12 protein-coding genes are annotated in these 12,272 nt (G+C 69.0%); 11 read left to right on the top strand and 1 reads right to left on the bottom strand.

The window, feature by feature from the left end; genetic code table 11:
* Positions 1 to 158 precede the first annotated feature (158 nt).
* From ACFWU2_RS17145 to ACFWU2_RS17110, 8 genes are all read left to right on the top strand, one after another.
* Complete coding sequence (locus ACFWU2_RS17145) at positions 159 to 1,004, top strand: redox-sensing transcriptional repressor Rex (RefSeq protein WP_378608295.1); 846 nt, start codon at positions 159 to 161, stop codon at positions 1,002 to 1,004.
* Entirely contained in the window at positions 1,001 to 2,425 is a 1,425-nt protein-coding gene (locus ACFWU2_RS17140; protein ID WP_378608293.1) for a glutamyl-tRNA reductase, read from the top strand. Before ACFWU2_RS17145 ends, ACFWU2_RS17140 begins: the two co-directional genes overlap by 4 nt.
* Positions 2,422 to 3,432, top strand: a complete 1,011-nt coding sequence (gene hemC / locus ACFWU2_RS17135; protein WP_378608291.1) for a hydroxymethylbilane synthase — start codon at positions 2,422 to 2,424, stop codon at positions 3,430 to 3,432. Before ACFWU2_RS17140 ends, hemC begins: the two co-directional genes overlap by 4 nt.
* A gap of 63 nt (positions 3,433 to 3,495) precedes the next feature.
* Positions 3,496 to 5,061 carry a uroporphyrinogen-III synthase gene (locus tag ACFWU2_RS17130; protein WP_378608289.1) on the top strand — a complete coding sequence of 522 codons (1,566 nt, stop codon included), beginning with the start codon at positions 3,496 to 3,498 and terminating at the stop codon, positions 5,059 to 5,061.
* Between the two features lie 44 nt (positions 5,062 to 5,105).
* The gene (gene hemB / locus ACFWU2_RS17125; RefSeq protein WP_169619428.1) at positions 5,106 to 6,083 is read left to right on the top strand and encodes a porphobilinogen synthase; all 978 of its coding nucleotides are present in this window, start codon (positions 5,106 to 5,108) and stop codon (positions 6,081 to 6,083) included.
* Positions 6,080 to 6,613, top strand: coding sequence for a hypothetical protein (locus ACFWU2_RS17120; protein WP_378608287.1), 534 nt, complete (start codon positions 6,080 to 6,082; stop codon positions 6,611 to 6,613). The genes hemB and ACFWU2_RS17120 overlap by 4 nt, the downstream gene beginning before the upstream one ends.
* 213 nt (positions 6,614 to 6,826) lie before the next feature.
* A complete protein-coding gene (locus ACFWU2_RS17115; RefSeq protein ID WP_378608285.1) occupies positions 6,827 to 7,318 on the top strand; it encodes a hypothetical protein in 492 nt (163 codons plus the stop codon).
* 44 nt (positions 7,319 to 7,362) lie between these two features.
* On the top strand, positions 7,363 to 7,566 hold the full coding sequence (locus ACFWU2_RS17110) for a heavy-metal-associated domain-containing protein (RefSeq protein ID WP_378608283.1): 204 nt from the start codon (positions 7,363 to 7,365) through the stop codon (positions 7,564 to 7,566).
* On the opposite strand, the gene ACFWU2_RS17105 is transcribed toward ACFWU2_RS17110, so the two are convergent.
* Positions 7,548 to 9,494: an acyl-CoA dehydrogenase gene (locus ACFWU2_RS17105; RefSeq protein WP_378608281.1), complete on the bottom strand. Its 1,947-nt coding sequence runs from the start codon at positions 9,492 to 9,494 to the stop codon at positions 7,548 to 7,550. The genes ACFWU2_RS17110 and ACFWU2_RS17105 overlap by 19 nt on opposite strands.
* Positions 9,495 to 9,619: 125 nt before the next feature.
* Here ACFWU2_RS17105 and hemL point away from each other — a divergent pair, with 125 nt between their 5' ends.
* The 3 genes from hemL (at position 9,620) to ACFWU2_RS17090 (ending at position 12,262) form a co-directional block, all read left to right on the top strand.
* Positions 9,620 to 10,945 carry a glutamate-1-semialdehyde 2,1-aminomutase gene (hemL, locus tag ACFWU2_RS17100; RefSeq protein WP_378608279.1) on the top strand — a complete coding sequence of 442 codons (1,326 nt, stop codon included), beginning with the start codon at positions 9,620 to 9,622 and terminating at the stop codon, positions 10,943 to 10,945.
* Positions 10,946 to 11,012: 67 nt separating this feature from the next.
* A complete protein-coding gene (locus tag ACFWU2_RS17095) occupies positions 11,013 to 11,663 on the top strand; it encodes a histidine phosphatase family protein (protein ID WP_378608277.1) in 651 nt (216 codons plus the stop codon).
* Positions 11,660 to 12,262, top strand: a complete 603-nt coding sequence (locus ACFWU2_RS17090; RefSeq protein ID WP_378608275.1) for a TlpA disulfide reductase family protein — start codon at positions 11,660 to 11,662, stop codon at positions 12,260 to 12,262. Before ACFWU2_RS17095 ends, ACFWU2_RS17090 begins: the two co-directional genes overlap by 4 nt.
* The last annotated feature ends 10 nt before the right edge of the window (positions 12,263 to 12,272 follow it).

Raw genomic sequence — 12,272 nt, 5'->3', positions numbered from 1 at the left:
GTGGACCCTCGTCGGCCGTGACGCAGGTGAGAAGCACATTCGGGGGCCTTCGAGCAACTTTGTGCATGGCTTCACAAGCGGTTACCGTGGGGTGAACGAAATCCCCGGATCACCGTGAGGCCAGACGTGTGTCCACAGGCCGGACGAGGAGCCACAACGTGACGCAGTTGCACCCACCGCAGGGCGAGGACGCCCGCGGTACCGCCGACTCCGGCGGGGGTGCCGCTCCCGTTGTCCCGGTGAGGGATATCCCCCAGGCTACTGTGACGCGTCTCGCGACCTATCTGCGGGTCCTCGGAGCGCTCGTCGAAGCGGGCACTCTGATCGTGTCGAGCGAGGAACTCGCGTCCGCCGCCGGGGTCGGTTCGGCCAAACTGCGCAAGGATCTGTCGTTCCTCGGACCGAACGGGGTGCGAGGGGTCGGATACGACGTCCTGCGCCTGCAATCGCGTATCGAAAACGCTCTGGGCCTCGACCGCGGACACCGTGTCGTGCTGGTCGGAGTCGGCAACCTGGGCCGTGCGCTCGCCCGGTACCCGGGCTTCGATCGCCGCGGGTTCACCATGGCGGGCCTGTTCGACGCCGATCCCGCGATCGTCGGAACCCGCGTCGGCGACCTCATCGTCCGGCACGTCGACGCGCTCGAAGAGGACGCCCGCGAACTCGGTGCCACCATCGCAGTCGTCGCGACTCCCGAAGACGTCGCCCAGCACGTGTGCGACCTGCTCGTGCGGTCGGGCGTCCGGAGCGTCCTGAGCTTCGCCCCGATCGAACTGGATGTGCCCGACCACGTCGAGGTGCGCCGGGTCGACCTCGCCGTGGAGATGCAGGTGCTGTCGTTCAACAGCACCCGCCACGACGAACTCGTCAGGACCGCAGACGGCGCCCGAGCGTCCGGTCTCGCGCGAGTGTCCACGCAGAGTTCCGCTCGGCGAACCCAAACAGGTAAGGCGGGCCCACTGGGTCCGGCCGTAACCAGAAACGGATCGGTGATCGCGCCGTGAGTGTTCTCCTCGTCGGGATTTCGCACCGGAGTGCTCCGGTCTCGATTCTCGAGAAGGTGGCGGTCGCAGATACCGACCGCCCCAAGCTCACCGACAAGATGATGGCGTCCGGCCGCATCTCCGAGGCCATGATCGTCTCGACCTGCAACAGGGTCGAGGTGTACACGGTCGTCGATGCGTTCCACGGCGCCCTGTCGACGGTCGGTGAGTTGCTCGCCGAACATTCGGGGCTCGACCTGGCCGAACTCCAGAAGCACGCCTACGTCCGGTACAGCGAAGCCGCAGCCGAGCACCTGTTCTCCGTGGCGAGCGGACTCGACTCGATGGTGGTCGGCGAACAGCAGATCCTCGGGCAGATCCGCGCGGCATACGCGTCGGCCGACGCTCAGCAGGCTGCCGGCCGGACCCTGCACGAACTCGCGCAGCAGGCGCTGCGTGTCGGCAAGCGCGTGCACTCCGAGACCGGGATCGACTCCGCGGGCGCCTCGGTGGTGTCGGTGGCTCTCGACAAGGCCTCGGCATTCCTCGGAGGTGACGGGCTTCGCGGCCGCACCGCAGCGGTGATCGGTGCCGGTGCGATGGGCGGTCTCGCCGTCGCGCACCTCACCCGTTCCGGCGTCGGCACGATCGTGCTGGCCAACCGCACCCGCGAGCGCGCCGAGCGTCTTGCCGAGACGGCCCGTGCCAACGGCGTCGAGGCCGACGTCGTTGCGTTCGACGATCTCGCCTCCGCACTGTCGCGCGTCGACGTTGCCGTGACCTGCACCGGCGCAGTCGGCACCGTGGTCACCCTCGCCGACGCGCACCGCGCCCTCGCACAGCCCGGACGCGGCGAGCGGCCCCTGGCGATCTGCGATCTCGGTCTGCCGCGCGACGTGGAACCGGCTGTGGCCGGTCTGCCCGGCGTGACCGTGTTCGACATGGAGTCACTGCAACGCGATCCTGCCGCCGGTGCCGCGTCCTCCGACGCGGAGGCCGCCCGCGCGATCGTCGCGTCGGAACTGTCGCAGTACCTCACGGCGCAGCGACTCGCCGAAGTTACCCCCACGGTCACGGCGCTGCGTCAGCGCGCAGCCGAGGTCGTCGAGGGCGAACTGATGCGCCTGGAGTCACGCCTGCCCGACCTCGAGGACGCGCAGCGCGACGAAGTCGCACGCACCGTACGGCGAGTGGTGGACAAACTGCTGCACGCGCCGACCGTGCGGGTGAAACAACTCGCCTCGACCCCGGGCGGCGACCAGTACGCGGAAGCCCTGCGCGAGCTGTTCGAGCTGCGTCCGGGCGCGGTCGACGCGGTCGCCACCCCGACCAAAGAACTTGGGTCGCTGACCGACCCGACCATGGCGACGGACTTGTCCGCCGCTCTCGATCCTGCGGTCACCACTGAGCTGCAGGCCCCACGAAAGGACGGCAAGGCATGAGCACCGAAGCCGCTTCGGCAACCCGGATCGACGCACCCGGGCAGCTCCGCACCTTGCGGATCGGCACCCGCGGCAGTGTGCTCGCCACCACCCAAGCCGGAACGGTGCGCGACGCGCTGGTGGCTGCCGGGCATCCCGCGGAACTCGTCATCATCACGACGAAGGGTGACGTCACGCCGGGGCCCGTCCAGCGGATCGGCGTCGGTGTGTTCACCGCCGAACTCCGTGAGGCGCTGCTCAACGGCGAGGTCGACATCGCAGTCCACTCGTACAAGGACCTGCCCACCTTCCAGGACCCGAAACTCGTCGTCGCGGCAGTACCGCCGCGGGAGGATCCGCGCGACGCGCTCGTCGCCCGCGACGGCCTTGTGCTCGGTGAGCTGCCGTCGGGCTCGAAGGTCGGGACCTCCGCGCCCCGCCGCCGCGCCCAGCTCGCCGCGCTCGGACTGGGTCTCGAGCTCGAGCCGCTGCGCGGCAACATCGACACCCGCATCGGCAAGGTCGACTCCGGCGAACTCGACGCGATCGTGATCGCGCGCGCCGGACTGTCGCGCATCGGCCGGCTCGACCGGGTCACCGAGGCGCTCGAACCGGTACAGATGCTGCCCGCACCGTCGCAGGGAGCTCTCGCGGTGGAATGCCGCTCCGACGACGCCGAGACGATCGCGTTGGTCGCGCCCCTCGACGACACCGCCAGTCGCGCCGCTGTGGTCGCGGAGCGGTCCTTGCTCGCCGAACTGGAAGCCGGCTGCACGGCTCCCGTCGGGGCGCTCGCCGAAGTCGTCGAGTCGATCGACGAGGACGGGCGCGTCTTCGAGGAGCTGTCGGTGCGAGGCTGTGCCGCGGCGCTCGACGGTTCGGACGTGCTGCGCGCGAGCGCGGTCGGCGCCCCCGAGCGTGCCGAGGAACTCGGCCGTGCGGTGGCCCGCGAACTGCTCGAACTCGGTGCCCGGGGGCTGATGACCGCCGACGGCATACTTCCCGAACAGGCCACGGCGGATGATTGACGTGGCCGTGTTGTTCCCCCTTTTTTCCCTTACCGCAGATTTGACCGCACTGGAGAATGACCGATGAGCCGAGTCCGTAAGAACACCCCCGGACGGATCCTGTTCGTGGGATCGGGACCGGGCGATCCGGCACTGCTCACCGTGCGCGCGCACGACGTGCTCACGGGTGCCACCATCGCTTTCACCGACCCCGATGTCGACAAGGGCGTCGTCGCGCTCGTCGGGACCGATCACGGCACCGACCCCGAGACGGGGGAGCCCGTCGCCGAGGTCCGGCCCGCCCTGGGCGAGCCCGCCGAGGTGGCGAAGACTCTCGTCGCGGAAGCCAAGGCCGGACGCGACGTCGTGCGCCTGGTCGCAGGCGATCCGCTCACGACCGACTCGGTGATCGCCGAGGTCAATGCCGTCGCCCGCACCCAGGTCGTCTTCGAGGTTCTGCCGGGCCTGCCCGCCGGATCGTCGGTGCCGAGCTACGCGGGCATGGCCCTCGGCTCGTGTCACACCGAGGTCGACGTGCGCGGCGAGGTCGACTGGGCCGCGCTGGCCGCGGCTCCCGGACCGCTCGTCCTGCACGCCACGTCGGGACATCTGGCCGAGACCGCGAGCGCACTCGTCGAGCACGGACTCGCCCCCCAGACTCCCGCTGCGATCACGGTGCGCGGCACCACGCGTCAGCAGCGCACCGTCGAAGCGACCCTCGCGACGCTCAACGACGCGGGTTCCGAACTCGTCGGATCGCTCGTCGTGACCGTCGGCAAGGTGGTCTCGCAGCGCAACAAGATGTCGTGGTGGGAGTCGCGCGCACTGTACGGCTGGACCGTGCTGGTGCCCCGCACCAAGGAACAGGCCGGGGAGATGAGCGATCGTCTCGTCACCCACGGCGCCATTCCGATGGAGGTGCCGACGATCGCGGTCGAGCCGCCGCGCAGCCCGGCGCAGATGGAACGCGCGGTCAAGGGTCTCGTCGACGGCCGCTACCAGTGGGTGGTGTTCACCTCCACCAACGCGGTACGCGCCGTGTGGGAGAAGTTCGAGGCGTTCGGTCTCGACGCTCGTGCGTTCTCGGGCGTGAAGATCGCGTGCGTCGGTCAGGCCACCGCCGACAAGGTGCGCTCGTTCGGCATCATCCCCGAACTGGTTCCGAGCGGAGAGCAGTCCAGCGAGGGTCTGCTCGCCGAGTTCGCGCCGTACGACGACGTGTTCGATCCCGTCAACCGGGTGCTGTTGCCGCGGGCCGACATCGCAACCGAGACACTCGCCGAGGGTCTGCGTGAACGCGGCTGGGAGATCGACGACGTCACGGCCTACCGAACCGTCCGGGCGGCGCCGCCGCCGGCGTCGACCCGCGAGATGATCAAGACCGGCGGGTTCGACGCGGTGTGCTTCACCTCGTCGTCCACGGTCCGCAACCTCGTGGGTATTGCCGGAAAGCCGCACGCGCGCACCATCGTTGCGTGCATCGGACCGAAGACGGCCGAGACCGCGATCGAGTTCGGCCTGCGCGTGGACGTGCAGCCCGAAACCGCTCAGGTGGGACCGCTCGTCGAGGCCCTGGCCGAGCATGCGGCCCGGTTGCGCGCCGAAGGTGCGCTGCCTCCGCCGCGGAAGAAGTCCCGCGCCCGCCGCTGATCCCCGTACGGCGTGGTGTCTCTCCTGGAAGGTGATGTCGTCCAATGTTTCCCGAGATTCGTCCGCGCCGGTTGCGCAGCACGCCGGCGATGCGTCGGCTGGTTGCCGAAACCTCCCTCGAACCGCGGCATCTCGTGTTGCCGATGTTCGTCGCCGACGGCATATCGGAGCCTCGCGAGATCACGTCGATGCCGGGTGTGTACCAGCACACCGGCGAGTCGCTGATCGCCGCGGCGTCCGCCGCGGTCGAGGCGGGTGTCGGCGGGCTGATGCTCTTCGGCGTGCCTCGCGCCGAGGACAAGGACGCTCGCGGGTCGGGTGCGACCGACGAGAACGGCGTCCTCAATCGCGCTCTCAGGTCGCTGCGCAGCGAACTCGGCGACTCGACGGTGCTGATGGCCGACACATGCCTCGACGAGTTCACCGACCACGGACATTGCGGAGTGCTCACCGACTCGGGCGTCGTCGACAACGACGCGACGCTCGAGCGGTACGCCGACATGGCCGTGATCCAGGCGGAGTCGGGCGCTCATCTGCTCGGACCGAGCGGGATGATGGACGGCCAGGTCGCGGCGATCCGCGCGGCGCTCGACGACGCGGGCTACACGGACGTGGGCCAGCTCGCCTACGCCGCGAAGTACGCGTCCGCGTTCTACGGCCCGTTCCGCGAGGCCGTCGGCTCGTCCCTCGACGGGGATCGCCGGACGTACCAGCAGGACCCGGCGAATCGTCGCGAATCGCTCCACGAGGTGGACCTCGACCTCGCCGAAGGCGCCGACATGGTCATGGTCAAGCCGGCGATGTCGTACCTCGACGTGCTCCGGGAAGTCGCGGACCGCTCGCCGGTGCCCGTGGCCGCCTACCAGATCTCGGGTGAGTATTCGATGATCTCCGCGGCGGCCGCCAACGGCTGGATCGACCGCGACGCCGCGATCCTCGAATCGTTGATCGGAATCCGGCGGGCGGGTGCGGACATCGTGCTCACCTACTGGGCCGCAGAGGTCGCGGGCCGGCTGTCGTGAGCTTTCCCGTACCCCCGCCGATGTCCGCCGGGCCGTCCGAGCGGCCCGTACCTGCGGATGTCACGACGGCGTACCAACTGTGGTGTGGAGTACTCGGCCTCGCTGTCGTGACGCTCGTCGCGAGCCTGGTCGACATGGTGGCCAGGCGCACCGAACTGGTCGATCTCATGACCGAGATGGCCCAGGATCCGGCGTTCGAGGGCGTCACCAGCGAACAATTGGAGTCCGCGGTACCGGTGCTGGTCGGGTTCACCGCCGCGCTCGGTCTCGCGCTCATCGGTGTCCTGTACTTGGTGGTCAGGCAGTTGCGGCGTGCCAAGAACTGGGCCCGAATGCTGCTGACCCTGCTCGGGGTGTTCATGTCCCTGTCGACCCTGCCGACGGTGTTCGGTGTGGGGGTCGGCGGCGGCACTCTCGGCTGGATACTCGGTTTCGTGGGCATCGTGCAAGCGGTGCTCACGGTGGGCGCGATCGTTCTGATGCACCGGAAGGACTCGAACCGGTACTTCCTCCGGCTTCCGCAGAATTAGAGCGCGTCACCGGGTTCAGATCCGCGTGCGGGGATAGTACGGTGAGCGCTGGCATCCACGGCCGGACACGGCCGTTCCCGTCGACCTCGAGGACGTCATGCAGGTGGAACCGAGGCCCTATGGGCGTCGTCGCGAACTGGTTCTGATCGCCCTTATCGCCGTGCTCGGCCTGGTGACCACGCTGCTGATCGTGATACCCGGAGCGCTTACCGCTTGAGCGGCACATCTCCCACCGGTGATATCGCCGTGCCGCTGTTCCACGAACCGGGTGGTCGTTGGCGCACGGTGGCCTACGGTCCGGTGCTGTGCGCGGTGGGGCTCGTCGTCGAGATCGCGACCGGCCCGGTCGTGCACTGGATCGCGCTGCCGGTGATCGCGCTCCTGCTCGCCGGATTCGCCTATCCGATGGTCATCGCTGCCCGGCGGCACGTGAGCGTCGAGCTCACGCCGACCGTGCTGCGGCAGGGCACCGAAGAACTGCCGGTGGACGACATCGAGGCGGTGCTGCCGCCGTCGGCCGACCCGTGGAAGCCGGATCGGTGGGAATCGGCCCGCACCCTCGGCGAACTCTCGGGCGTGCCCCGGGGTCGCACCGCGGTCGGCCTGCGGCTGCGCGGCGGAGCGCTCGTCCGGGCCTGGGCGAAGGACGCGGACGGACTGCGGGCGCGACTCGAGGAGCTCGTTCGTGCCGCAGGTACCCCCTAGGGGTATATTTGCGGGCGTCCCCCCGAGAAAGGAACCACACCACCATGCAGACCACCTACCGCGTCGAGGGCATGACCTGCGGGCACTGCGTCGCCGCCGTGGAAGAAGAAGTCGGCGCGCTCGACGGAGTGACCGCTGCGAAGGCCGACCTCGAGACCGGACAGCTCGTCGTCGACAGCGGCAGCGAACCGGATCGGGCTGCGGTCGCCGCCGCCGTCGACGAAGCGGGCTACACGCTCGCGCCCTGAAGCGGAGTGACCGCGCCTTCCCGGTCGAGCATCGCCGAGCCGAGCAGGTACTCCGGCACACCCAGGCCTTCGGCGAGCGTCAGGGCATGCGGACGCAGGGTGCGGCAACGCTCGTTGATCCCGCGCCCCACCGCCTTGGCGCGCTCCACCGACAACTGCCGGTGCTCCATGAACCAGGCCTTGTCCGCGTCGATCACGGTGAGCGCGTAGAGGTCGCACAGCTCGGAGAGCAGGCCGCACGCCGTTTCGTCCTTACAGTCGTCGATCGCCGCGACGAACGCTTCCAGCACCACGCGGTCGATATGCGCCTGGGCGGCGTGCAGGACGTGATCCTGCACGAAGTTGAACGCGTCGAACGCGTTCTCCTCGCGGTTCATGGCGGCTTGGAGGCGTCGCGCCGCAGTCGAGATCAGGTACTGCTCGCGCTCCTCGAACATCGTCATCTGCGTACCCCTGTTGAAGAGGCTGCCGTCCTCCTCGTTGTCCTGCCGGGTGTCGACGAAGGTCTGGATGATCTGCTGCGCGGCGGTGCGCTTCTTGACCACGTCGGAGATCGTCGTCGCCGCGAAGCGCATCCAGTCCACGGGGCTCATGCCCTGCACCTCGTCGGCGTACGACGTGAGCAGTTCCTTCGCCACGAGCTGGGTGAGGACGTGGTTGTCACCCTCGAACGTGGTGAACACGTCCACGTCCCCGCGCAGCGCGGTCAGCCGGTTCTCCGCCATGTAGCCCGCCCCGCCGCAGGCTTCGCGGCACTCCTGGATCGCCTGCGACGCGTGCCAGGTATTGGCCACCTTCAGTCCTGCGGCACGACCCTCGAGTTCGCGCTGCTCCTGTGGGTCGAGGTCCTCCAGCGACACGGACTGGAGACGGTTCATGGTGCTGAGCAACTCGTTCTGCGCGAATCCGAGTGCATATGCCCGCGCGATGAGCGGGAGCAGCCGGCGCTGGTGGACGAGGTAGTCCATGATCGGCACCTCCGCCTCGCGGCCCGGCGCGTCGAACTGCCGGCGCTTCTCCGCGTACTTCGTCGCGATGGTCAGCGCGACCCGCGCTGCCGCGCCCGCCGACCCACCGACCGTGATGCGGCCGCGCACCAGCGTGCCGACCATCGTGAAGAACCGGCGGCTCGGATTGTCGATATCGGACACATACGTGCCGTCCGGTTCGACGTCCGAGTACTTGTTGAGCAGGTTCTCGCGGGGGATCCGCACCGAGTCGAACATGATCCGGCCGTTGTCGACGCCGGGCAAGCCGCCCTTGTAACCGCAGTCCGAGGTGGTCACCCCGGGCAGGTCGTGGCCGTCCTCGCCGCGGATGGGAACGACGAAGCAATGCACGCCGTGCGACTCGCCGCCGGTGATCAACTGCGCGAACACCGCCGCGACCTTTGCGTGCTGCGCCGCGCCGCCGATGTAGTCCTTCCGGGACGACGGAGTGGGCGAGTGGATGACGAATTCCTGGGTTTCGGGGTCGTACGTGGCGGTCGTCTCCAGCGCCTGGACGTCGCTGCCGTGCCCGGTCTCCGTCATCGCGAAGCATCCGAGCAGATCGAGGTCGATCAGCGGACGGATGTACTCCTTGTGGTGACGCTCGGTCCCGAGGTTCTCGATCGCCCCGCCGAACAGCCCCCACTGCACCCCGGCTTTGACCATGAGCGACAGATCCGACATCGCGAGCATTTCGATCGACGCCACCGCCGCGCCGGGGTCACCGGTGCCGCCCGACTCGACGGAGAAACCGGACGCCGCGTAACCGCGCTCCGCGAGGATCTTCATCTGCTTCAGGGTGATCGCGCGGGCCTCCTCGAGGTCCGGCGTGTAATGCGGCGCGAACGCGGGATCGGCCAGATCGGTGCGGGCGCGGTGACGGGCGTCGTGCCACGCTCCGTCGAGTGCGGTGCGGAGGTGTTCGGCTGTGGTCGGCATGGCTCGACCATAAGGTGATCCGCCCCGGAAAAGGCACCCTTTCCCTACCGTCCGGGAGAAGAAACACACCAGGTTTGGCGCACTGCTTTTTTGGCAAATCCGGCGAAACTGGGACACTGGAAGTCGTGACTGCGACTCCCGATGCTTCGCCCGACCGCGACACCCGATCCGCCGCACTCTTCCGACGGGCATCGAAGGTCACTCCCGGTGGTGTGAACTCTCCGGTCCGTGCCTTCGGATCGGTCGGCGGCACGCCTCGCTTCATCGCCTCGGGCTCGGGGTGCACCCTCACCGACGTCGACGGAAATACCTACGTCGACCTGGTGTGTTCCTGGGGGCCGATGATTCTCGGGCACGCGCATCCCGCTGTCGTCGACGCGGTGCGCACGACCGCCACGTCGGGCCTGTCGTTCGGCGCGCCCACGGACGGCGAGGTCGAACTCGCCGAAGAAATCGTCGCTCGGATCGCTCCCGTCGAGCAGGTACGGCTCGTCAACTCCGGCACCGAAGCGACCATGAGCGCGGTGCGTCTGGCCCGTGGATTCACCGGCCGGTCGAAGATTGTGAAGTTCTCCGGCTGTTATCACGGTCACGTGGACGCGTTGCTCGCGGATGCCGGATCGGGGCTCGCCACCTTCGGGCTGCCCACCTCCCCGGGAGTGACCGGGGCGCAGGCGGGCGACACGCTGGTGGTGCCCTACAACGACCTCGACGCCGTACGCGCGGCGTTCGAGGCGAATCCCGGCGAGATCGCCGCGGTCATTACCGAGGCCGCCGCCGGGAACATGGGCACGGTGCCGCCGGTGCCTGGGTTCAACGAGGGACTGAAAGCGCTCACCCGCGAGCACGGCGCGCTGCTGATCATGGACGAGGTCATGACCGGCTTCCGTGCGAGTGCCACGGGTTGGTACGGCATCGACGGGGTCGCCGGTGACCTGATGACGTTCGGCAAGGTGATGAGCGGCGGGTTGCCCGCCGCCGCGTTCGGCGGTCGCGCCGACGTGATGGCGCACCTCGCCCCCGCGGGTGCGGTGTACCAGGCCGGCACCCTGTCCGGTAACCCCGTGGCCGTCGCTGCCGGGCTCGCGAGCCTGCGCGCCGCCGACGCCGAGGTCTACGCCGCGCTCGACCGCAATGCCGCGACGCTCGGCCGCCTTCTCGGCGAGTCCCTGAGCGCCGAGGGCGTGCCGCACCGCATCCAGAACGCCGGCACCATGCTCAGCGTTTTCTTCACCGAGGACCCGGTCACGAATTACGACCAGGCCAAGGCCGCCCAGACCTGGCGTTTCCCGGCGTTCTTCCACGCGTTGCTCGACCACGGCGTGTACGCGCCGCCGAGCGCGTTCGAGACCTGGTTCGTGTCCGCCGCGCTGGACGACGCCGCGTTCTCGCGGATCGCCGATGCACTTCCGCACGCGGCCCGCGCAGCCGCGGCCGCGACCGCACCCTGACCTGCTCCGTAGATGACCCGCCCGTCCTGATCCGTTCGCTCCGCCCATCACCCCGAGGAATACTCACGTGACCGAAGCCGCCCCGTCCGAGACCCGCACCATCGTGCACGTGCTCCGGCACGGTGAGGTGCACAATCCCGAGGGCATCCTGTACGGCCGCCTCCCCGGATTCCAGCTGTCGGCGACCGGCGAAGCGCAAGCCCGGGCCGTTGCGGCTTCCCTCGCCGACCACGACATCGCGCACGTCGTCGCCTCGCCGCTCGAGCGCGCACAGCAGACCGCAGCGCCCATCGCGCAGAAGCACGGCCTCACCATCCGCACAGACGAGAACCTGATCGAAGCCGCCAACGACTTCGAGGGCCTCAAGGTGTCGGTGGGCGACGGCGCGCTGGGTCGGCCTCGGCACTGGTGGAAACTGCGCGACCCGTTCACGCCGTCGTGGGGCGAGCCGTACCTGCAGATCGCGCATCGCATGCTCGCCGCGGTCAACGCCGCGCGAGTCGCCGCGGCCGGTCGCGAGGCCGTCTGCGTGAGCCACCAGCTCCCGGTGTGGACGCTGCGCCGCTTCCTCGAGGGCGAGCGGCTGTGGCACGACCCGCGCCACCGTCAGTGCAGCCTCGCGTCGCTCACTTCGCTCGTCTACGAAGGCGACACCCTGGTCGACCTCGTGTACTCCGAGCCGGCCGGTGCCTCCGACCCGAACGTCCACGGCGCATGAGAAAAGTGTTCGGGGTGGTGTGCGCGGTACTGCTGAGTGCCGGGCTGCTCACCTCGTGTGCGACCGGAGACGATGCCGTCGCGACCGGCGGTACGTTCGACTTCGTGTCGCCCGGTGGGCAGACCCGCATCTTCTACGATCCGCCCGCCGAGCGCGGCACCCTCGGTGAGCTGAGCGGTGACGACCTCATGAACGAAGGCACCACGATTTCCCTCGAGGACTTCGCGGGACAGGTCGTCGTGCTCAACGTCTGGGGCCAGTGGTGTGCACCCTGCCGTAGCGAGGCCGACGATCTCGAAGAGGTCTACGAGCAAACCAAGGACCTGGGAGTCCAGTTCCTCGGCATCAACGTTCGCGACAACCAGCGCGACAAGGCGCAGGACTTCGTCGTGTCGCAGCAGATCGGCTACCCGTCGATCTACGACCCGTCGATGCGGTCGCTCCTGGCGCTCGGACGCAACTATCCGACGTCGGTCGTGCCCACCACCGTGGTCCTCGACCGCGACCACCGCGTCGCCGCCGTCTTCCTCACCGAACTGCTCGCGAGCGACCTGCAACCGGTCGTGGAACGCGTCGCAGCCGAAGCGGACGAAGGGTAGATCGTGAGCG

Origin of the sequence: Rhodococcus sp. NPDC058639 (assembly GCF_042717545.1) — a bacterium.
Classification (GTDB): domain Bacteria; phylum Actinomycetota; class Actinomycetes; order Mycobacteriales; family Mycobacteriaceae; genus Rhodococcus.
Note: the sequence above shows the minus strand (reverse complement) of the source record. Positions and strands in the feature narration are given on the sequence as shown.

Coding starts and splice junctions, on each gene's coding strand:
- ACFWU2_RS17130 (WP_378608289.1), top strand. CDS start 3,496: ATGAGCCGAGTCCGTAAGAACACCCCCGGACGGATCCTGTTCGTGGGA.
- hemB (WP_169619428.1), top strand. CDS start 5,106: ATGTTTCCCGAGATTCGTCCGCGCCGGTTGCGCAGCACGCCGGCGATG.
- ACFWU2_RS17105 (WP_378608281.1), bottom strand. CDS start 9,494: ATGCCGACCACAGCCGAACACCTCCGCACCGCACTCGACGGAGCGTGG.
- ACFWU2_RS17090 (WP_378608275.1), top strand. CDS start 11,660: ATGAGAAAAGTGTTCGGGGTGGTGTGCGCGGTACTGCTGAGTGCCGGG.
- hemC (WP_378608291.1), top strand. CDS start 2,422: ATGAGCACCGAAGCCGCTTCGGCAACCCGGATCGACGCACCCGGGCAG.
- ACFWU2_RS17110 (WP_378608283.1), top strand. CDS start 7,363: ATGCAGACCACCTACCGCGTCGAGGGCATGACCTGCGGGCACTGCGTC.